Consider the following 22157-nt stretch of genomic DNA (forward strand, 5'->3'; position numbering starts at 1 on the left):
ATTAGTTCGTCACTTTGCTGCCCATAATAATGGTGGGCAGCACATGTCTGGCGTAACACCAGCTCACGTAGAACACAACCGCACTCGCCACCAGCAGTTCAAATATCGCCAGGTAACGCACCTGCTCAACGTATTGCTGCGCTACGGAGATACTTTCCAACCAGTCAGCCATTTTGAACAGCGCGGTTGCCCCAATCACCATGGGAAAGGTAAAAGCGGCGTAAGCAGGGCTAAACGGCAACCTTAACAGGTGGAAAAACGCGGCATAGATAACCACCGTCATAAGAATGGCAATACCGAAAAGTAACGCAACCAGTACAGGCGATGGATCCTGAGTTACTGTTAAGTACCCTGCAAGAGAAAGGCTGGCTGGTGCCGCCATAATGGCGATGGTGGGCTTCGCGGCATCAGGTACGCTTTCGCAAAATACTAAGCGATAGATCATGGTTGGCAGCAGAATGGCATAGGTCACCAGACCAAAATTCAGAATTCCATCGGCAATGTATGCCAATTCAGGCGTGCCTGAGAAAGAAACATCCGCCACAATCAGACCAACAGGGGGAACAAACCAGCTTGGCACCATGTGGCTAAGCTGAAAGTCGCTGCTTCGGTGATAGACAAAGCTGACCAGAAAAGACACGTGAATTAACACCGCCATCATCCAGACTGCATCACCAAAACCGCGGTTCCACTGTCCAAAACTGTGTGAAATCACCATCAGCGCCATAGCAAACGTTGGCAATACGCTGCCCACAACCGGATGCGCCATATCTTGTTTAAGAAGGTGACCATGAGCCATAAATTTGATGGTCAAAACGATAAGCAACACACCCGCAATCACAGCGCCTGTGATTTGCCCCATACCGTCAAGCGGTGCGACATTCTCCCAACTCCAGCCTAAACTGGCGATCCCTAAAGCAAGCCCGGCCATAGGTGTCGGAGCAAGAGCACTTTTGGTGGTCACTTTTTTGATCATGGCTGCTTATCTCTATTTAACTCAATAGCAACATAATAGACTTGCCAAGCATTTAATAATATCTGAATATATTTAAACCAAGGTTAAGTAAAACTGAACACATGAATATATCATTGAAACAGCTTAGAGTTTTTGTCGCCATTACGCAGGAAAAAACCATTACTGCCGCTGCGCAACAGCTTTACCTTTCAAAAGCCGCAGTCAGCATGTCCCTTGGAGAATTGGAAAAACAAGTTGGGCATGGGCTCTTTGACAGAGTTAATAACCGTTTGATTCTTAACAGAGAAGGGAAACGTCTGCTGCCTCTCGCCGATGAGATACTACACAGAGCAAACGACATTGATGAACTGTTTCAGAGCGACCAGCCTCTTCACGGCGAACTGCATATTGGTGCCAGTGACACCATCGGCAATCAGGTTGCCCCGTTTTTGCTGAGCGGCTTTCGCTCATTGACCAATCATAACCACCAATCTCTGTTTATCTCCAATACCGCATCCATCTGCGAAAAGCTCGCGGATTACGAACTTGATATCGGCTTAATTGAAGGCAAAACTCAGCACCCTCAGCTCATCACTCAACCATGGTGTCTGGATGAAATGTGCATCATTGCCAGCCCGAATCATGAGTTAGCCAAAAAGGATAATTTGGGTGTTCGTGATTTGGAATATACCCAATGGCTGCTCCGGGAGTCGGGATCAGGTAGCCGGGAATTTTTCACCCAAAGAATCGCCCCAAGACTGGAATACTGGCAGGAAGCGTTTCAGCTTAACACCACAGAAGCCATCATCAACTGTACGGTCGCCAACCTGGGGCTGGCATGCCTGTCGCGCCGATCGGCTCAGTACGCTATCGATGATGGGCGGGTCGTCACTCTGGACTTGCCTATCGATTTCCAGCGTAAATTCTGGATTTTGCTCCATAAAGAAAAGTACCAGAGCCCGTTACTCAAAACCTTCTTAGAGTTTTGTTCTCGCTGGCAGGCATAAGGGTTAATTAGCTCTCACTCCGACCTTACCGACTGGACACTTGAGCAAACAATCTGTATAAACAACCAGTAGATCAAATCTAAAGTTTAAAAGAGGATAACCATGGCTGTAATCGTCAAGTACGTGGTGGAGCGCAACGGAGAAGAAAAGATGACTTTTACCTCTAAAGCTGAAGCTGACGCTTATGACAAAATGTTGGACATGGCAGATGAGCTATTCAGCCTTCTGGCCGGCAGCAACCTAATTGAAGACGAAGAGAAGCAGGAAGAACTGTCTCTTTACTTGGCGAAGAATAAGGAAGAAGTCCTTTACGCTCTGGGTGCCAAAAAGCGTAAAGCGGCAGCACCTAAAAAGCCAAAAGCGGTTGAAAGCCCAAAAGAAGATGAAGCCGACTCTGCTGAGGACGCGGCTTAACTTTCCAACACAATGAGAAATTTATCACGCAAATAGTCAGCCCATCGCTGGCTATTTTCTTTTTAGCGATATTATATCTCTCATCGGACAGCGTATATCGTTTGGCAGACTATCCGGCTTTTGCCTCTTTCATCTCATAAGCTGGGTGAGTAGGATGCCTCTTAACAAGTTTCTGTTCGGTTTTGGAAATCCGGACAGCAAGAAATTTAACCAAGGAGATTTCACTCATGGCAACTTTTTCTCTGGCATTTGGTACGGCTACCAAAAACCGTGATGGCAAAATTATTGAAGCCTTTTTCCCTAATCCTGTATTGAACCCAAGCGATGCACTTGTAGCTGCGGTAGCGGGCATTGCAGGTTACGAGCAAGGCAACCAAGCGATTGAAATCTCGGCAGCTCAAAGTTCTGAACTGGCAAAAGCATTTGAAGCGAACGGCGATGCTGCCAATGCTTCTTTCGCAGCCAAAGCGGCAGAGTCTGAGCAACCACTTGTTTTGGTTATTCTTGCCACTGACGAAAAACCAAGTTCCGTTGCAGAAGGCTTCCTGAAACTGCAACTTATCTCTAACCGTCTGGTGAAGCCACATGGTACTGTACTAGACGGCATCTTTGGTCTGCTTCACAACATCGCGTGGACTAACGAAGGACCTATCGATCTTCCTGAGCTGGCTGACCGTCAAATCGAAGCGCGCCTTGCTGGGCGTAACCTATCTGTCGATTGCGTAGACAAGTTCCCTAAAATGGTGGACTACGTGGTGCCAGCTGGTGTTCGTATCGCGGATACATCTCGTGTTCGTCTGGGTGCACACGTGGGTGAAGGCACAACCGTTATGCACGAAGGCTTCATCAACTTCAACGCGGGTACAGATGGCGTGAGCATGGTAGAAGGCCGTATTTCTGCTGGTGTTGTTGTAGGCAACGGCTCTGACATCGGTGGCGGTGCGTCTATCATGGGTACGCTTTCGGGCGGTGGTACTGTGGTTGTCTCTATCGGTGAGAACTCACTACTTGGTGCAAACGCAGGTCTTGGCTTCCCTCTAGGCGACCGTTGTACGGTTGAATCTGGTCTTTACGTAACTGCAGGTTCAAAAGTACGCATGCTGGACTCAGAAGGTAATGAAGTTGAAATCGTGAAAGCACGTGACCTAGCGGGCAAACCTGATTTGCTGTTCCGCCGCAACTCAGTAACAGGTCAAATCGAGTGTCTGACCAACAAAACTGCTGTTGAACTAAACAGCGAGCTTCACAGCAACAACTGATTCAGGTTGTAGCCCAAGATCGAAAAGACCAGCACAGCGCTGGTCTTTTTTATTGTCTAACCTTAGCTCGGGCCAATAAGTTGCGTTAATCTTTCACAGGCTTGTTTTACCCTGTCTCTCGGGCAACCTAAATTAAGGCGAACATACCCACTTCCCCCCTCCCCGAACTCTGTCCCGACGGAAGGCAGCACTCCGATTTCAATGAATCTATTTCTAAGTTCGTCATCGCTTAAATTCAAATTCCGACAGTCTATCCACGCCAGATAGCCAGACTGAGGAGTCGTCATTTGAAGCTGAGGTAAATGTTCTTTTAAGAATCGATCTAAATAGTCGAAGTTACCCTTAACATAGGCTTTCAGTTCTTCCAACCAATCCAGACCTGTCAAATAGGCACTCTGTGTGGCGGCGATCGCCATAGCATCAAACAGATCGAGAAAACGCGTGGCTTTCATCTTCTCAAATTCTTCACGAACCTGAGGATTGGGAACCATCATATTGGCGATGCGTAGTGACGCCAAACCAAAGGTCTTGGTTGCCGCCGATGCCACAATTAACTTGGAATGGAAGGATTCTTCCAGATTCAAAGCACTCCAACAGCGTTGATTGGGCAGTGCAAGATCGATCCATATTTCATCGCTGATCAGCCAGACATCATATTGATGGCATAGGCTGGCAATGGATCGCACTTCCTGTTCTGTCCAGATTCGTCCGACAGGGTTATGAGGATTACAGAGGATAAACGCCTTACAGCCATTTCTGAAACTCTGCTCAAGCGCTTCCAAATCTAAGTCATATTTGCCTGCGTTGTATTTTAAGCGTACTTCTTCAACTTGTCTGCCCGCCATCTGAACAGCGAAATTGAACTTACCGTATCCTGGCGACTGAACAGCGATTTTGTCGCTCGCCTCGGTAATCAACTCGATGACCAAAGCTACACCGGGCATGACACCACTGATTGGGGATACCCAATCCATATTCAGTTCGAGTTCATGCTGCGACGCATACCATTCTTTGATTGCGGCAAAATAACTTGAAGGGATTTGGGTATACCCGAAAACACCATGTTCGACTCTTTGCTGCAAAGCATTGGCAACGGTAGGCGGGATAGCGAAATCATAATCCGACACCCACATCGGAATGGCGTCTTCATTATCCACTCCGAATTTCTGAAGGTTAGCGTCCCACTTGATGGCGCCCGTTCCGATTCGCTGGTGTTGCTGATCAAACAGAGAAGACATGAACATTCCTTTGTATTGAGCTAGGGTCTTAAAGAAATCTCACCCTTAAGACTTTTTAAATCGAATTGCTGACGCAATAATAATGAGATGAACTAGATAAATAACGGAAATCAATATGCGTTTACTTTTAGCTTTACTGCTGCCTTGGTTGCAGTTTTTCACCATTGGCAGACCATTTAGCGGAATCATCTGCCTGATCCTTCAAATTACTCTTGTTGGCTGGATCCCAGCAGCAATTTGGTCAGTATATGCTTTGAGCCAATACAAAACGGACCAAAAGATAAAAGACGCAATGAGCGACAGTTAAACCTGCACTTCAGAGGCAATGTCTTTCATTGCCTCTACCAAAACATCGACAGGCTGCGCACCGCTGATTAGGTGTTGTTGATTCACCACTAAAGCTGGCACGGCGTGAACCCCAAGCGATAACCAGTGCACCTCGTCATCTTCCACGACTTTATTCCAATGCTCTGAAGCCGCAACTTGCTTGGCTTCGACTGCATCTAATCCAGCATTTTTCGCTGCCTCTGCCAACACATCGTGATCTTCAATGGCTTTATTTTCTGAGAAGTATGCTTGAAACAGAGCCAGTTTCATCTCGGTTTGCTTACCGGACTCCGCTGCCCAGGCAACCAGCTTATGCGCATCGCGGGTGTTGTAGACATTCATGTCGTCAGAAAATTGAAAATCAAACCCTACTTCCTTGCCGAGCTTAGTCAGGTTGTCTCGCACCTGTACACTTTGCTCTGCTGTGGTGCCGTAACGTTTCATTAGGTAATCACGTAAGTTCACACCACCTTGATGGAGATCGAGATTTAACTCAAACGGATGCCAGTGCACATCAACATCGATAATGTCCGCAACCTGCGCCATCGCAAGCTCTAATCTTTTATAGCCGACAATGCACCACGGACAGGACACATCCGAGACTAAATCAATCCTAAGTTGCTGCTTACTCATCCGTGGCTCTCCAATTTAACTCGTACCAACTTACTGTAACCCAACTTATTGAATTTATCCCGCTTTGGTACTAAACAAGTACAAAGTTATGATCGAGAGCCAAACAACCGAAATGCCCAGTTTTCTACTGTGCCGGTTTCGATGCGTTTTTCAATCAGCGCACGCCATGAATCTACCAGTGGTACTTCAATCAGAGACTCCAGCTCTTTCTTATCAAGAATGCCTCTGTACACTGCGCCCATAATGCGCGCGAGGCTAAAGTCAGGATGCGGTCGCTCAATCAGGAGAATGTCATCTCCTGCTCCAATTTCACCTTCCTCGATAACTCGGAAATACCAGCCTGTGCGCATGGTCATTTGCAGTCGGAGCGCCATATCTGGCTCTTCACAACGATCATTGAGTTTCCAGCAAGGCATTCTTCCCTGAGACACTTCCAGCAAGGTAGAACCAATTTTTATTCTGTCTCCAATGAAAATTTGGGATTCACTGATGCCAGTGGAACTGAGGTTTTCACCAAAAGCACCAACCTGTTCAAAGATGGGCTTGTTTCCAAGTTCTTCGCGCCATTTCGGGTAATGCTCGGAAGGGTACATGTGCAGTGCTTTTTCAATGCCGCCGTGGAAGCGAGGATCCCCTTGTTCATCGTTCGTGAAACCAAGCGAGTTTGCGTACAGGCGACCGGACTGTATTTTTTTGTCAATGGCGCTGACTGCCCCTCTGGAATAAGGCTGAGTTTTACCGGATAGAACAGACTCGACAGTTCCTATCTTTTTCATTGAACGACTCCATTTGAAAAGGTGGGGAGCGTTACTTTAACAGTAACTCATCAGTTCAATAAAATTTTTATAAAGTACAACATGTTAATTTAGGGTTGATACACAACCTGAAGGACAGGCTTGGCACGTTTATGAAGTTTATAGACCACAAAATTCAGCCCGCTTATCCACTCTTCACTGAGAATACGAACCCGGTTTTCAATTTCGATTTCGTTATCTTCCAGCACAATTCGGTAGTCTCCGGGAACCAGATCTTCAATAAAGTAGAACCCATCTTGTTCTACTCTGGCGGAATAGGATTTGCCGCTTTCTTCATGAAAGAAATTCAGATGCCAGCCAGCAAAACTATCAGGTGCCGTCACAATCCCATCTACACCAAAGCTTTTATTTACCCGCACTTCTATGTGCGTCTTACCGCCCTTCTCCGCATGAAAATAGATGGGGTTCTCTTCGGGCTTTAAGTTGAGGTCTAAGCTCGATTCATCCACATGCAATTGCAAGTCCTCTCCATAACCGACATGGGTAAATCTGAAATACCCTTCTGAATCTGTGGTAGCGCGTTTGTTATTGACCTTGAGCTTTACATTGGGAACAGGCTGGTCATGGTTGTCCAGCACCCTTCCTGTTAGTTCAGCATAAATAAATTCTTCCCATGGCAGTTGGGATGTTTTTGTAGCCTCGCCATCAGCGATCACTCGTCCACCCCATTTGGTTTCGAGTGCAACCGAAATGCTTTCATCAGTAAATGCCACTTCTCCAGACCAGTTCTGGCTGAACTCCCACCTCGCGTTACCAGAATATCCAAGTTTCTGATTCGTCCATGTCGCTTGAACACTGTAGGTGCTTTGAAGTGTTTGCCACCAACCAGAGAAAAAGCAGTTAGAACACAAATAACGATAACCGACTCTGTACCTTGGACTGGCTTCATCGGCAAAAATAGAGCTGAGATTGACTGAGCCGTAGTCGTGGGTATGGATGGCGTATTTCAGCGAAAGCTCGTCGCGAATCAGGACAGGGGTTCTGCGATTTTTGAGTTCTAGGGTTAAGAACTGTGAAGAAGCGGTTTGAGCGCGAAGCTGTGGAATCACCGTCAGCTCATACTCATCGTAATTGGCATCCAGGTTGAAGCTGATGGGGCTGCCGAGATAACGGTATCGGACATTGTGCTCTCGCTTTAACGGATCTTCACCCAACATATCGATATGATTGATATCGGCTTCCAGCTTATGACTTTCACCAACTGCCATCTCAAGCGTCATAGGCGCAATAGATTGTCTGGGTAACCATTCAAACTCAATTGACAGAAAATGCACCGGCAACCAGCGCATTCCAAAGCCACCAGAATTATCTGTTTCACCTTTATACAAGCTACCCACAGCGGTCAGTGAATCGGTCAAGCCATAACTAATTTGACCTCTTCCGGTTTTATCATCGGTCAGTGATGCGCCAAATTCTAAGTTCCACTGCCCCTGATTCAGCAAGGTTTCATCAATATCGGCGACCTTTATGGATTTACGCTCCACCACACCGGAACGCACCATTTCATGCAGTTCCACCTGATCACCTGCTGACAAAGGAAAATCAGAAATGCTGTAACGACCAGAGGCATCAGACTTTACCGTTCCGCGATACACGTCGTTCACATACACGTCGACGAAAGTATTTGGCAAGGTCTGCTCTTCAATCACCAGGCTACCCGACTGAGTTTTTGGTTTGAGCCTGGAGTAATAGATGCCATCTTCGTAGGTATCGCTGTTGCTTGCGAGCCCAGAATCGAGCACCACGTGCCCCATTTGAAACTGATACCCTAGCGGAAATGGGCTGATTTCGAGTTGGTAGAAATCCACTTCGTCTGGCGTCTGAGTATCGTAAGAAACTTCAAAGCTAGCGTCTTGATGAACAAGATAGGCATCAGTTCGAACGCTGTACTCTGGGTTAGCATCAGAGAAGTATTCAGCCCGACCTTTTACTCTCGCCGATGCACTGGTTACTGAGCTGGGCAATATCCGGGGCTGCGCTTTCTGAGCTTCAAGTTCGTCCGCTTTTTGTTTGGCTATGGCACGTCGCTGCGCCAGCTTTTTCTCCAGTTCCTGATAGGTACTGTAGTGAAGTTTGACCTTCAGGCTGTATCTGTCGAGATTCCAGAGAATCGTAACCGGAAAGCAATCCACAAAGGAGCTCCAGTGCAGCCAGGCTTTTTCTTCGGAGTAGACAAGGTCTATGGTCAGGTCACTATTGTTATCTGGCAGCGTGCACTGTTTTTGTTTCAAATCCAGACGATAAGGTTTGTGCTGTTCTTTAACGTCCTTAGGCTGGTAAAACAGGCATATCTGGTTACGACAGCCTCCTTCAAGTTGCAGCCACTGCTTGGCGAAGGTTTCCAGTTCTAAGTAAGGTTCCTCACTGACGTTTTGCATGACACGATAGAAACTGTCGTGCTCAAACGGCATAAAAAGCTCAACGTACGCTTCAAAAACTTCGTCATTTTCTTCTTGCGCAAAAACGCAATTTGCCCACACACATGTGCAGGCAAAAAAGAGAAACAGGGCATGACGAAAAATCATCATCAAGCGCGAGTCAGATTAGTTGCAGGAGCCTATGATTTGGTCGTCCACAACAAACTGCGCGCCTTTAGAATGAGTGACTGGTTTTTCCAGAGAGGAGTCTCGAACCAGAAATACGTTCTGTACCTGATTCCCAGCAACCAGTTTGCCTTTCAGTTGATAGTTTCCTTCATTAAACACTCGAACTGCATTGGGCTTACAATCCAGACGCACGCTGTGCTCCACCGCACCTTTTTGAGCGTATACAGGAATCATGGTGTTGATGATGAAGTCCAGATTCATGGTCATACCTTGAGCGTTTCCATCATCAAGGATTTTGTCATCTTTTAGCGGAATGGGTTGAAATAGCAGGTAGGTGCGGTATTCCCCTTCTTCATACTCAGCGGGAAGCCCCTGAATTCTGACCCTGACGGTTCTTCTCTGGTTTGGTTTCAGGTTGCCAATGATCGGCGGAGAAACCTTAACAAACTTGCTTAAATCTTCCTGAACTTCGATATCTTGTTCTAATCGCGTTTTTGATTTGTCGTTCCCGGCAAGAGCCGAACGGTAAACAACCGACACTTTAACGCGCATAGGATCAGATGTGGTGTTTTCTATGAATAGTTTGTGGGTAGACGCCTGCTCACCTTGAGCGACGATTCGGGTAGGTGCAATTTTTAACTGCGCATAACTCAGGTGGCTAAATCCGAGCAGGCAAACAAATAACAAGGAAAGAAACTTCATAAATACTTCACTGTAATTGGGACCACGACCGAAAAATGCCCCGATTGCGAACTGGATTTCACAACCGCCCTTGCGCCAATACAAAGCACTCCGGACTGCCCTTGTCCATCAAGCCGAATTCGACCTTTCTTATTCAGCCCACATCCATATTTAAAACGCTTAACAACCACCGTTTTACCGGTTTGCCCATTCAGCATTTTAAAATCTTTTCCATCGACTCTGACCTGTATTTTTTTATTCGGATCGCCAGAAATACGGAAAAGAAACACGCCGTTAGTGGACGTTGTTGGTTGTAAATACACAACGGTTTTAGCACCACCAACTGTGGGTTCAAAAACCATTGGCTCCAACTGTGTAATTGCCAGGGATGCGATAGCAAACTTCGCCATCCCAAGATACAGAAGGATGCCCCAAATCACGCGCGGCATAAGATTGATGCGAGAAAGAAGGCGGCATAAAGCCGCCCAAGATCGGTATCTTATTGGTAAGCTACCGTGATGTTCACTGTACCGTTGTAGGTACCAGCTACCAGAGTAGTTTCACTGGCGATATCTGCCACACCACCAATTTTCACTGTCGCAGTACCACCTGTTAGCGTTGGTGTCGCGTTGTCTACCGCAATACTGTTCACTGCGATGTCGTTACCACTTCCATCAGCCATTAGCGCAGTCGCATCAACAGTCACATCAACCACACTTCCGGTTTGACCGTTAATTGTGAACGCTGCAGCGCCTGCGTCTGTTGTAGCAACAGTGACGTTTGTGGTTGCATCAGTAAAGATTGAACCAAAATCTAAGTCCGCAGTTTTAGAAATAGAAACTGGCTCCAGTACAACAATACTGGAAGTAAAAGTGTCAGATGCGGCCATTACACTAGGTGCTACTGCAGCTAAAGAAATTAGCGCAAGCTTCTTCATGGATTTCATTTTAAATACCCCAAGTCCATTTATATTAAATAACCTTATTTTTATTAATACTTTTTTGCACTACTGAAAACCAGAAAAGTATCAGGCGTATTTAAAGATCAACTAATAAATAATTTCATAATATTTTTATTTTTGTCACTAATATTTGTGAGGCAGTTCAAAAATACGTACAACTCGATCAATATAAATAGTGTTTTCACCATAAAGAACACGTTGCATATTAAAAATTACACCATAAATATCAATCAATTAGATAGAGACAAAGTACCATAAAAAGCAGAATTCACTACAAAGAGAGACAGTTCGAGAATAACTATCCACATAATTACAAATGTATGAATATCAATAAAACATTTAGTAACAATTCTACTATTTGAAACGAAGTGAATTATCCAAGGAATTAAAAAAGAATGAAAACGTAAACTTTAGTATTAGTTTATAAGACTCTACGCATAACCGTCGAACAAAAGAGATATTAGCTTTAAAAATAAAAACTCCACTTTGAACCATAGAGAAAAGAAATTACTCCTAATATATTTTATCAAATAAATATATTAATAAAGACATGGCTCGCAAAATTCAAAGAGTCTAACTCCAAGATATAAATAGAAATTGCATTTAATCCATTAAATTTATTTTTTACCTCATCATAGAATTGCATCAATCAAATAAATACGACATTATCTTAATCAGCTCACAAGCCATTACAGAGCAGGGGTTAAAGTACATTAAAATCCTGAATACACCTCAACAAGAAGTCCCCATTTAACTCATTTGGTTTTTGGTTTCAAAAAATTAGAACCCTATACTTCAGTCACTTTTGAGTGTAAAGCTTCAGAATTTTTCGAAAAATTAAGCATTTCTGTCACACTTAACAGATTGAGCTGATTAGAAAGTTTTCAATAAGACGTATCGATCTGTTTATTCCTATCGTTCGCAGAGCTTCCTAACTTTCAGGGGAGAGGCTTAGCGGTCGGATTCGACGAATACCGGAGTTCATGAAATACTTATGTTTTGATGAACAGTTAAATGAAATGGAATAACCTGACATATGTACATATTCGGATACGGCAGTTTGATTAATCCGGAATCTCGTAAGCTAACAGGGCAAACGGGCGATGCTTTTCCTGCGATTGTGAATGGATTTGATCGCCACTGGAGCAAAGTGGATGGCAGTTATCAAATTTCACCGTTAGTGGTGACTAGCGGTAAAGGATCGGTTAACGGTGTTCTGATTGAAATTGATGACCAGGAACTACTGGAGTTCGACAAACGTGAAGCAGGCTACCATCGTATCAAGGTTGCCGTTTCTCAGATTGAATCTGACACGGCTATTGATGCCAGTACCGACGTCTGGATGTATGTGAAAGACGAAACGGCTTCCCCCTGCGTCAATGCTCCTATCATGCAAAGCTATGTCGACACGGTTCTGGCAGGTTGCTTGTCTATCTCTTCTCAGTTTGCTGAACGTTTTGTTCAGTCAACTCTTGGTTGGCATCACCCTCTTGAAAATGATCGCCACCAGCCTAAATACGGCAGAATAGCGGGTGTAAAAGCACACCATCTTTCCCTGATTGACGATCTTATTGCGTCGGTTCGTAATTAGGTAAAGGTTATGATTTTAGAGCAGCAACTGGCCCAGCAAATTGTCGACCGCACCATGGCTATCATTGGCAACAACATCAATGTGATGAATCAGGCGGGCGTCATCATTGGCAGTGGCGATCCTCATCGTATCGGTCAGACCCATGATGGTGCTTTGCTGGCTTTAAAACATGGCGACACAGTCGAAATTACTCAACAAAGCTGCCAGTCGCTCAAAGGAGCCAAGCCCGGCATTAATATGCTGATGAAAAGCCAGCATGAAGTGATTGGAGTAGTAGGCATCACTGGGGATCCAGACTCCATCCGCAATTACGCGTCTCTGGTGAAAATGACGGCAGAAATGATCGTTGATCAGGCAGCATTGATTGAGCAGCTTCAGTGGGATCGCAGACACAAAGAAGAATTTATCTCCGCCTGGATCACCAATTCTGCACCAATAGCCGAACTGAAAGACTGGGCAGCGCGTTTAGACATCGATCTGGATATGCCAAGAGTCGCCGTCGTCATCGAACTCCATGTCAACAGTGCGCCCCTCAGCTTGAGTCAGACACGCCAAATCGTTGAACTGCTTGAATACCCGAAACGCGACAATTTGGTAGCCGTAACTTCAATGCGTGAAATCGTCGTATTGAAACCCAGCCATAATCGACACGGTAAATGGGACAGTCAGCAGGAAAGTGTGCGTATCGACATTCTGTTGGACAGGCTTCATAAACAGGGCATTCAGGAACTGGACATCGCATTGGGTGAGTACTTCCCGAGTGTCGAAGACATTCACCTGTCGTATCAGAGCGCCAGACAAGTTTTGCAGTTTGGTCAGCAACATCATCCAGAGCACAATAAGTATCTGTTTGAAGAGATGCGCTTACCTGTCTTGTTGTCTCCTCTTGGTCAGTTTTGGCAAGGTGACCAATTATGTAAATCAATCGTTAAGCTAAAAGAACAGGACAAAAGCGGACAACTTCTGAAAACACTGTACGCATTATTTGAACATCAGGGAAATCAGAAATCGTGCGCTGAAGCCTTATATATCCACAGAAATACGCTACGTTATCGGCTAGATAAAATCGAAAAGATTACCCGAATCTCTCCTAAAAACTTCACGGGTCTGGTCGAGCTTTATGTTGCAAGCCAGATCACAAAATAACACCAAACTTGTGCATTAGCACAAATCCCTTCCTTTCAATCAGCAAAGAATTTGTTACTCCTGTCTAAAGGATTTAGCTCAGAAACTGACGATAATATCCACACTCCCTGCCTCTGGCTAAATTGGGGAGCCATTTCCGAGACGCCTACAACTCGGAAAATGATAAAACCGTTCCTACCGCGAACAGCAGTCGGAAATGGTAAAAATAAACGGAGTTATTATGAGTCTTATACTAATCCTGCTGGCTGTGATCGCGTTTATCGTTGTCGCAACCACCAAATTTAAAGTACACCCCTTCCTCGCCCTTCTGGTTGCAGCATTTCTGGCTGCCTTTGCCTATGGGCTCCCTGCGGACAGCATAGCTAAAACCATTGCGAGTGGCTTTGGCGGCATTCTTGGTTACATCGGTCTGGTCATTGTATTAGGTACCATTATCGGTGTTATTCTGGAAAAAAGTGGCGCTGCTATTACCATGGCCGACACCGTCATCAAAGTACTTGGCGACCGCTTCCCAACCTTAACCATGACGCTAATTGGCTACATCGTTTCTGTGCCAGTTTTCTGTGATTCCGGTTTCGTTATTCTGAACTCGTTGAAAGAGTCTTTGGCAAACCGTCTGAAAACCTCCAGCGTAGCCATGAGTGTGGCACTTGCCACCGGGCTATACGCGACACATACCTTTGTACCGCCAACACCGGGACCAATCGCAGCTGCGGGTAACTTAGGGCTGGAATCCAACCTTGGGTTGGTCATCGCGGTCGGTATCTTTGTTGCTGGCGTTGCGGCTCTGGCTGGTATGCTATGGGCAAACCGATTTAAAGATGTTCAACCAGATGGTGAAGAAGCGCAATCCCCGGCTGACAGCCAGGACTGGAAAGCACTAAAAGAATCTTACGGTACTCTGCCAACTGCTGGTCAGGCATTTGCCCCTATTTTTGTGCCGATTCTGATGATCTGTCTGGGCTCTGTCGCTCGCTTCCCAAGTAAACCTCTGGGTGAAGGCTTTCTGTTTGATGCGCTGAATTTCCTTGGGCAACCTCTGACGGCACTGGTGATTGGTCTTCTGTTAGCGGTTCGTCTGCTTAAGTCCGACAACAAAGCAAAAGAATTCAGTGAACGCATTAGCCAGGGCATTACTGCCGCTGCCCCTATCCTTCTGATTACAGGTGCAGGTGGTGCATTCGGTGCAGTCTTGAAAGCCACTCCGCTAGGTGAATATCTGGGCACAACTTTGTCTGCTCTGGGTATTGGTATCCTGATGCCATTTATTGTCGCCGCGGCGCTGAAATCTGCTCAGGGTTCATCAACGGTTGCTCTGGTCACCACATCTGCATTAGTCGCGCCTTTGCTTGGTCAGCTTGGCCTGGATTCCGAAATGGGTCGCGTCCTGACAGTCATGGCGATTGGTGCTGGTGCAATGACGGTTTCTCACGCTAACGACAGCTTCTTCTGGGTGGTATCTCAGTTTAGCCGTATGAGTGTAGGGCTCGCATACCGTGCACAAACTATGGCAACCTTGGTACAAGGCATTACTGCTATTGTACTGGTTTACATTCTTAGCCTTGTTCTACTGTAACTGTCACCAATTGAGGAGAGTGATATGAAAGTGGTTATCGCCCCAGATTCGTTTAAAGAGAGCTTAACCGCCAAAGAGGTGTGTCAGGCGATAGAATCTGGATTCCGCCGCGTATGGGCAGACAGTGAATTTGTGCATGTTCCCGTCGCCGATGGAGGCGAAGGAACAGTGCAGTCGCTGGTAGACGCAACCCAAGGAAAACTGGTTCACCTTGCGGTAACAGGTCCTCTGGGCAATTCTGTCGACGCGTTTTATGGCTTACTTGGCGATAACCAAACCGCCGTGATAGAAATGGCGGCGGCCAGTGGTCTTCATCATGTCTTGCTCTCTCAGCGTGACCCTAAGCTGACCACTTCATTCGGCACAGGTCAGCTTATTAATCATGCACTCGAACACGGTGCACGAAAGCTGATCATAGGTTTGGGTGGCAGTGCGACCAACGATGGTGGCGTCGGCATGATGGCAGCGTTGGGCGCCAAATTCCTTAACCAGAACGGGCAGCCTATCGCCCTTAATGGTGGCGGGATCAGTGAGCTTTCTCATATTGATCTTGGCGACCTCAACACCAAGCTTGCAGAGTGTGAGATTCTGGTGGCTTGTGATGTTGATAATCCTCTTTGTGGAACAAAAGGGGCTTCTGCAACGTTTGGTCCACAAAAAGGGGCAACTGATGCCGACATTCGTCTGCTAGATAATAACCTGAACCACTACGGGCAACTGATTCGCCAGCAACTTGGGCGAGACGTACTCAGCAAAGAAGGTGCTGGAGCAGCCGGTGGTATGGGAGCCGCTTTGCTTGCATTTACTGATGCCAAACTTCAGCCCGGTATTGATATCGTGTTAGAAACGGTCAACCTGAAAGACCAACTTCATGATGCCGATCTGGTGATAACTGGCGAAGGCAGAATTGACTGGCAGACAGCTCACGGCAAGACCCCAATGGGCGTCGCTGTGCTGGCCAAACAGTTTGATTTACCTGTAATAGCCTTAGCTGGTTGTGTGGGCGAGAATTATCAGGCTGCATATCAATGCGGTATTGATGCCGTATTTGCTGCCGTGCCCCGAGCATTGGATCTGTCCACCGCTTTTCAAGAGGCAGGAACAAACCTCACCAACCTGTCTGAAAACGTCGCACGCCTTTGGTCTGTTAACTTAGCAAAATAAGTTCGAACCAAAAAAAGTTCAAAAGCGCAGGAAACCCTGCGCTTTTTTTGTTTTGATTCATTGGTGTTTTCGTCTTTGACCATGCACAATTCCCCTATGAACAAAGAGAAACTGTTAATTCCCCTGCCGTCCCTGATTCATCGAATTGGTGGTGACAATGCCAAAGCGGCGAAAAGTCTGGCGACCAAGCACCAATGCGAAATGAAGCGAGTCCGGCGTTCACGCAACTGGCAGGTTACAGGCACTCCGGACAACCTCTCTGCTTTGCTTGCCAATATCCAATCGATGGGCTCAGACACCTATCAATTCGTTATCAAAAAAATGAACGAGAAGCTAAGCGCTTACTATGAAGTTCATGAGCCCGTTGAACAGCAATTGCATTCGCTTATCCTTCAAAACCCGAATATCACGCTATCGGAGTTGATGGAACGCACCAATTGCACCTTAGCCGAAGCACGGCTGGCTCGGTTTGAAGCAGACATCGTATAGATGTCCTGTTCATAAATACCCAAGTCTCTATTTATGCTATTGACAGCAATAACAATAAACTCAACACTGGTTTCATCCTTTCTATAACACCAAAAATATCCAATACGGCGAATCAAGCATTATCGTCTTTAGAAAATGCGAGGGAGCCGCAATGAGCACGAGCAAATGGAGTTTAGTTATCCATGATGTGGGTACGCATCATGCGAGAATTTGGGTAGGAACCCTGTACCAGTATCTCGCCAAACCTGAACAGTTTCACGTTAAAGTCTATGACGAGCCAATCACCTCACTAAACCGAGTCCCTGTCTTTGAATACACCATCAATCAGGAAGAATGGGAGCGCCCTTTTCGCGTATTAAAACAACGGTTCTATAAGGTAGTAGAAGTTACGGGGCTTAACTCAAACCAAACCTACTACGTCGATTTTGTTCGCGGCACACGCCATGTGAATGCCAAAACCATTGGTGAACATGTGGTGGAAACAGGCTCACTGCGCACGCTACCCACATCACTGTCAGAAGAAGACCCGTTTGTAGTCATGATGGGAAGTTGTTACTTCAACGACGACGATGAAAAAGGGCAAGCAGCCAAGGCATACACTCATCTCTATTTTAATGGAGAACCTCAAGAGAAACCCCACGTGAAGTTTCTAACCGGGGATCAGGTGTATCTGGATATTGGTCTGGATTCGCTTTCTCCGGTGATCGGCGAGGTTCATCAGAGAATAGCGGCAGATTACGCTGACACATGGCGTTCCAACCGTAAACTCTATCGCCATGGGGGTTGCTGGTTTTTAGCCGATGACCACGAATACTGGAATAATTACCCTTATGCTCAAGGCACCAATCCGTATTTATGGGCAATCACTTTTTCAAAAAAAGTCAAAGCAGCATGGACAAAAAGCGCCAGAGACGGCGTTAAAAGAATTCAGCAAGTCGAATCTTTTCGCACCTTTGATGTGGGTGATGATCTGTCCTTTTGCTTTGTTGATCTAAGAAGCGACCGAGATAAACGCACTCCACCCAAATCCATGGTGACCAAACGAGTGTTCAAACAACTTATCGACTGGGCAAAAAATCTAAACAAAATTGGCGTTCTGGTTTTACCCCAGCCACTGATTGTTGAAGCAGGGTCAGATTCCGACTACAACCTCGCGAATTATGAAGCCCAATACAAAGAACTATGGGAGGCACTTGCGCATTCAGGGAACGATATTGTTTGCCTCTCGGGGGATGTGCACTTTGGTCGGATAGCCAATGTCAAACTGGGAAACGGAAACGCCAAGCTGCATGAAATCATTTCTTCCCCCATGTCGAACATCACTCCTATAAACGGAGGGAGATATTCCGCAGCCACACCCGAAAAAATCAAAGATCTCCCTTCTTTTATTGGCGGAGACTACAAGGTTCACTACGATGGAGTCTGGTGCACCAGATCGGAGGTAGTCAGCAAATGGTACATGCTGGAAGACTACTATCAGACCAAAGAACATTTTATGACCCTGAGTTTTACGCGTTCCGCTGAAGGCAATGTTGAACTGGATGTGCAGGCTTGGTTGGTCAGAGATTGTGACCGAACAGGCAAGCCTAAAAAGCAGTTTTCAAATCGAAAACCCATCGTATTAAGCAAAAGGAGTTAAAACTCGTTCCACCAGTAACTGTTTCAAAGTTGGTACACATATTGAAATACCCCATGTAACTGCTCTCAAATGGATAGAGGTGATCATGGGCGTATTACTTTCGGTATACAGCGACAAAAAATTCAACGAAGACCAGGCATTACTGGTGGAACAAGCGGTAAAGCTCATAGAAAGCTACGGTAAAAAGGAAGTCCGTTGCTTTCAAAATGATAAGGTACTTATTGCACAATGGGATTTTAACGCATACAAGCAAGCCGCCTGGCTGCAAAATGACACGCAGATTGCGTCACTGGTTGGTCACCCACTGATCAGTGACAACAGAACGGACGACTTACAGTGTTTAGCAGAAAGTCACCTACTCTCCAGCAACTTAAGCGAAAGCGAAGGGGCGTTCTGTTTTGTTAAATACACGCCTCACAATCACCATCTGACCATTGCCACTGACCCTCTCGGTCTACGACCATTTTTTGTGATGGAGTATAAAGGGCTGAAAATCATCTCCAGCCGAGTCAGTGTGTTCAAAGAGTTAGGGCTGGAACTTACAGCCAATGCAGATGCCCTAACTGAATACGCTACCCTGGGCTACTACCTTCTGGATCATACGCCTTATCTCGAAGTGGCTTGCAGCTATCCGAGTGAAATCATCAGCCTCAAACCCGATGAAGAGCAACGAAGCCACTATTTTGACTGGGTTGAGCTGGCGAAACAGAATCTCACCATGAAGCAGGCGGTGTCGAATATCGACCGGGCTTTCAAACGCTGCTGCGACAAATACCTGTCTGTCGATCAGAATGTCATTTCCACATTATCTGGCGGGCTTGATTCCCGAACCATTGCCACGGAACTGAGAAGACGCAACGCCAATGTGAAAGCGTTCAATTTCTCTCGTCAGAAAACTCAGGATCTTGCCTGTGCTATTGCTTATGCTGAGCACCAGAGCATTGACCTCGATATCATAGAAGTGTCTGACACACAAAAAGCCAGCGTGGAAGATCGGTTAGGCAAACATTGGCAAAGTGAGTTAAAAAATACCCCAACTAACATCGAACGCCCGCAGTTGTCTTGGTCTGGTAATGGCGGCAGTGTAGGAATTGGTCTGATTTACTACTCAGAGCCACTTTATCAGGCTGCGCTCACTGGAGACCCGGAAATTCTGGTTGATGCTTATCTGGAGCAGCAATACGCCTATCTGCCAGAGAGCATTGTGGAAGATGCTCAGCAGCTTCAGGACAACCTCAGAAAGAACATTCTCAAATCGCTGGAACCGCTTTCCGATCTACCGCTGGAAAAAGCGTACCAACTGTTTTTATTCCTGAACGATCAGCACCACCACTTGAGTATTCCATTCGAAGAGATCACCACGTTCAAAATGGAATTCTGTCTGCCCATGTATTCATGGAAGGTTCTGGCTGCGCCGCTGGGACTGCCCGTTGAAGAGGTCCGCAAGCATAAGTTTTATCTGCAATGGCTGCATCACTCTTATCCGCAAGCCACAGAAGTTGCCTGGCAGGCATACCCGGGTCACATCCCCTGCCCGCACCCTATGCCAGCCATCGACCAGTGGCAAATGGCTTCGGACAAACGCACCGCTGCCAGCGAGGTGATTGCGACGTGGAAAAAGGCATACCGATTTAAGTCGCACCAGCTATTGAAAAAATCGCGCATCAGTGTCCTTTGCATTCTTCATCTGCTGGGTCTGAAAAATGCGAGACCTCAACTCAACGTGGTCAATAAGCTGATTCACTGGTAATGGTTATGAGCCGAGGGTTCCCTCGGCTTTTCCTTTGGATGGAATTTCGTATATTCCATTTTTACATCCTGCCCTTGTTACCGTAACAACAAATGAAAAACACAAGGTCAGCGACATGTCTCGACGCAACACCCTATCGGGGCAGGGAACGCCATTAGTCAAGCTGGCAGGGACTGCTTTCAAAAACCTTACAAAACTCATCATTGCCGCGGCGATTCTGTATTTCGCCTCTCTTAGCTTTTCCAAATTCGGAACCATTCACGGCACCGAATTGCCTGAATCCTATTTCTCAGATGGTTACCCGAGCATTCTGGTGCTTCTGGATTCTGAATTTTTTATGGGGCTGATATTTTTCGTCACTCTCAGCATCGTTATCTATGTGATCTACCTGTTGTGGCAGTTACATGAAGTCGCGGTACACAAAGCCAAGGAAATGTCCTCAGCGCACACTCAAATTGTCTTTGCCCTGTCTCTGTGCGGTTTGTTTATCGATAAAGCGTGGTGGGTGCTTGCCATCATCATTGCTTTTACGCGTTGGGACATCGTGTCTGACGCTTTATCCGGCATTATCCGCAAAGGTCTTCAACTTTCCCGCCAGACTAAGGAGTAACTTATGAAAGAAATCATGCTCCCGTATATTTTGATTTGCTGGATTCTAGTGAAACTCAAAGTCATCACCTGGAACCTTAAAAATGCAGTGCTCATGGTCGGCATTGGCGCGTTTATCGCCTTTATGCTGTTTACTGCTCACCGTTTTTGGTCACCAGCAGACCTGACCGACAGCACCACTGTAAAAGCACCCCATGCGGTGTTAAGTCCCTTGATAGGACAGGAAGTGGAACAAGTGATGGTGACTCATAACCAGCATGTTAAGGAAGGGGATCTGATTTATGTTTTGAAATCTGAAGATACAGATTCTCAGGTCAGAGGTTACGAAGCGCAAAAGCTGGCTGCTGAGGCAGAGATCGTCGCTTTAAAACATCAGATCAAGAACGATGAAAAGACATTAGATCGCTTAAAGAAACTGGATGATTTCGCTCAGGATTCACAGCGAGATGAGATTCGAACCCGAATTGATTCCAACAACGCGAAAGTGGCAGCGGTGTTTGCTCAAATTAAATCGATAGAGGCTCAGATAGCGACCGCAAAATGGCAGAATGATCGCCGAGAAATTCGTGCGCCGTTTGATGGGCAGATCTCCATTGCTAATCTGGCTGAAGGCACCCGTGTCGGTAACATGCACCTCTACAACACATCGAAAAAGTTTGTTGAAATGCGCATTGCCGATCAGACTTATCGCTACATTAAACCGGGACAGTTTGCCGAGTTCTATGTGGACGCGTATCCCGGAGAAATATTTCGTGGACGTGTGCACAGCGTAACGACGGGAACAGGTGAAGCGAGAGTTTCCGTGCTCAATGGCACTCAGCAGGTTCGCCGACACGTGAACAATAACTCAGGCACACATGGTCGGACTGTGGTGATTGAGTTTGAAGAACCTGAAGGCTACAACGTGCCAATTGGTGCCACGGGTTCTGGGTGGATTTCGGCAACCAAACCTCACGAGTCACTGGGCTTTATGGACATTATTGGCGCAGCAACTGTCAGGCTGAAAGCTTATAAAGCGTATTTGTCGGCAATGTAACTCCATTAACGCAGTGATGTGATGTCACTGCGTTATTTTTATGCCCAACTTTTGGCTTTCTCAGCCAATACAGTTTCTACCAAAGACATCAGCCACTGAATTTTCGGGTGATTACGTCTGGACGCTTTCACGATAATGGCAATATCCAGCTCAATTGGCGTTAAATGGTCATGTGCGGCAAATGGCGCGTAACGAATGGTATAACAGTCATCCATTAACCGATTCATCAGCTCGTAGTTATCAATCTGAATGGTTGGCTCAATCGAGGAGTCAATGGCGTGAAAATGGTGGGTGTACTCATTGATGCCGGACACCATAAAC

21 protein-coding genes and 1 pseudogene are annotated in these 22157 nt (G+C 46.3%); 13 read left to right on the top strand and 9 right to left on the bottom strand.

Annotation, left to right across the window (positions count from 1 at the left end; genetic code table 11):
- Nucleotide 1 precedes the first annotated feature (1 nt).
- Nucleotides 2-976: a TDT family transporter gene (locus RH89_RS26440; protein WP_004408649.1), complete on the bottom strand. Its 975-nt coding sequence runs from the start codon at nt 974-976 to the stop codon at nt 2-4.
- Between the two features lie 101 nt (nt 977-1077).
- Between RH89_RS26440 and RH89_RS26445 the strand changes: the two genes are divergently transcribed.
- From RH89_RS26445 to dapD, 3 genes are all read left to right on the top strand, one after another.
- On the top strand, nt 1078-1962 hold the full coding sequence (locus RH89_RS26445) for a LysR substrate-binding domain-containing protein (protein WP_022549841.1): 885 nt from the start codon (nt 1078-1080) through the stop codon (nt 1960-1962).
- Nucleotides 1963-2064: 102 nt separating this feature from the next.
- Nucleotides 2065-2376, top strand: coding sequence for a YebG family protein (locus RH89_RS26450; protein WP_004408654.1), 312 nt, complete (start codon nt 2065-2067; stop codon nt 2374-2376).
- 227 nt (nt 2377-2603) lie between these two features.
- Nucleotides 2604-3635, top strand: coding sequence for a 2,3,4,5-tetrahydropyridine-2,6-dicarboxylate N-succinyltransferase (dapD, locus tag RH89_RS26455; RefSeq protein ID WP_004408659.1), 1032 nt, complete (start codon nt 2604-2606; stop codon nt 3633-3635).
- A gap of 62 nt (nt 3636-3697) precedes the next feature.
- Here the strand turns inward: dapD and RH89_RS26460 are convergent, their stop codons facing one another.
- A complete protein-coding gene (locus RH89_RS26460) occupies nt 3698-4873 on the bottom strand; it encodes a MalY/PatB family protein (protein ID WP_004408660.1) in 1176 nt (391 codons plus the stop codon).
- A gap of 115 nt (nt 4874-4988) precedes the next feature.
- Here RH89_RS26460 and RH89_RS26465 point away from each other — a divergent pair, with 115 nt between their 5' ends.
- Nucleotides 4989-5180, top strand: coding sequence for a YqaE/Pmp3 family membrane protein (locus RH89_RS26465; protein WP_004408661.1), 192 nt, complete (start codon nt 4989-4991; stop codon nt 5178-5180).
- On the opposite strand, the gene RH89_RS26470 is transcribed toward RH89_RS26465, so the two are convergent.
- The 6 genes from RH89_RS26470 to RH89_RS26495 all read right to left on the bottom strand — a co-directional run bounded on the left by RH89_RS26470 (nt 5177) and on the right by RH89_RS26495 (nt 10821).
- Complete coding sequence (locus RH89_RS26470) at nt 5177-5833, bottom strand: DsbA family oxidoreductase (protein WP_004408662.1); 657 nt, start codon at nt 5831-5833, stop codon at nt 5177-5179. The two genes, RH89_RS26465 and RH89_RS26470, sit on opposite strands and share 4 nt — an antisense overlap.
- Before the next feature lie 86 nt (nt 5834-5919).
- Nucleotides 5920-6609, bottom strand: coding sequence for an MOSC domain-containing protein (locus RH89_RS26475; RefSeq protein ID WP_004408663.1), 690 nt, complete (start codon nt 6607-6609; stop codon nt 5920-5922).
- A gap of 89 nt (nt 6610-6698) precedes the next feature.
- On the bottom strand, nt 6699-9059 hold the full coding sequence (locus RH89_RS26480) for a carboxypeptidase-like regulatory domain-containing protein (RefSeq protein ID WP_139063368.1): 2361 nt from the start codon (nt 9057-9059) through the stop codon (nt 6699-6701).
- 132 nt (nt 9060-9191) lie between these two features.
- Nucleotides 9192-9896 (bottom strand): fimbrial biogenesis chaperone, encoded by a 705-nt coding sequence (locus tag RH89_RS26485; RefSeq protein WP_004408665.1) that lies wholly within the window; start codon nt 9894-9896, stop codon nt 9192-9194.
- On the bottom strand, nt 9893-10324 hold the full coding sequence (locus tag RH89_RS26490; RefSeq protein WP_004408666.1) for a DUF4402 domain-containing protein: 432 nt from the start codon (nt 10322-10324) through the stop codon (nt 9893-9895). The genes RH89_RS26485 and RH89_RS26490 overlap by 4 nt, the downstream gene beginning before the upstream one ends.
- A gap of 50 nt (nt 10325-10374) precedes the next feature.
- Complete coding sequence (locus RH89_RS26495; RefSeq protein ID WP_004408668.1) at nt 10375-10821, bottom strand: DUF4402 domain-containing protein; 447 nt, start codon at nt 10819-10821, stop codon at nt 10375-10377.
- A 1051-nt stretch (nt 10822-11872) separates the two neighbouring features.
- Between RH89_RS26495 and RH89_RS26500 the strand changes: the two genes are divergently transcribed.
- The 9 genes from RH89_RS26500 (at nt 11873) to RH89_RS26540 (ending at nt 21836) form a co-directional block, all read left to right on the top strand.
- A complete protein-coding gene (locus RH89_RS26500; RefSeq protein ID WP_004408670.1) occupies nt 11873-12427 on the top strand; it encodes a gamma-glutamylcyclotransferase family protein in 555 nt (184 codons plus the stop codon).
- Nucleotides 12428-12436: 9 nt separating this feature from the next.
- Nucleotides 12437-13573, top strand: a complete 1137-nt coding sequence (locus RH89_RS26505; RefSeq protein WP_004408671.1) for a sugar diacid recognition domain-containing protein — start codon at nt 12437-12439, stop codon at nt 13571-13573.
- Nucleotides 13574-13793: 220 nt separating this feature from the next.
- Nucleotides 13794-15149, top strand: a complete 1356-nt coding sequence (locus tag RH89_RS26510; protein WP_004408673.1) for a GntP family permease — start codon at nt 13794-13796, stop codon at nt 15147-15149.
- Nucleotides 15150-15173: 24 nt separating this feature from the next.
- The gene (locus tag RH89_RS26515; RefSeq protein ID WP_004408674.1) at nt 15174-16313 is read left to right on the top strand and encodes a glycerate kinase; all 1140 of its coding nucleotides are present in this window, start codon (nt 15174-15176) and stop codon (nt 16311-16313) included.
- 96 nt (nt 16314-16409) lie between these two features.
- A complete protein-coding gene (locus tag RH89_RS26520) occupies nt 16410-16802 on the top strand; it encodes a ribosome recycling factor family protein (protein ID WP_038147512.1) in 393 nt (130 codons plus the stop codon).
- A gap of 151 nt (nt 16803-16953) precedes the next feature.
- Entirely contained in the window at nt 16954-18441 is a 1488-nt protein-coding gene (locus RH89_RS26525) for an alkaline phosphatase D family protein (RefSeq protein WP_004408676.1), read from the top strand.
- An 85-nt stretch (nt 18442-18526) separates the two neighbouring features.
- On the top strand, nt 18527-20191 hold the full coding sequence (locus RH89_RS26530) for an asparagine synthase-related protein (RefSeq protein ID WP_004408678.1): 1665 nt from the start codon (nt 18527-18529) through the stop codon (nt 20189-20191).
- 115 nt (nt 20192-20306) lie between these two features.
- Entirely contained in the window at nt 20307-20801 is a 495-nt protein-coding gene (locus RH89_RS26535; protein ID WP_004408679.1) for a hypothetical protein, read from the top strand.
- A gap of 3 nt (nt 20802-20804) precedes the next feature.
- Nucleotides 20805-21836 (top strand): HlyD family secretion protein, encoded by a 1032-nt coding sequence (locus tag RH89_RS26540; RefSeq protein ID WP_004408680.1) that lies wholly within the window; start codon nt 20805-20807, stop codon nt 21834-21836.
- 38 nt (nt 21837-21874) lie between these two features.
- Here the strand turns inward: RH89_RS26540 and RH89_RS30030 are convergent.
- Nucleotides 21875-22157: pseudogene (locus tag RH89_RS30030) on the bottom strand (LysR family transcriptional regulator); the annotation flags it as partial.

The sequence above is a fragment of the Vibrio nigripulchritudo ATCC 27043 genome (genome assembly GCF_000222685.1).
GTDB classification, from domain to species: Bacteria; Pseudomonadota; Gammaproteobacteria; order Enterobacterales; family Vibrionaceae; genus Vibrio; species Vibrio nigripulchritudo.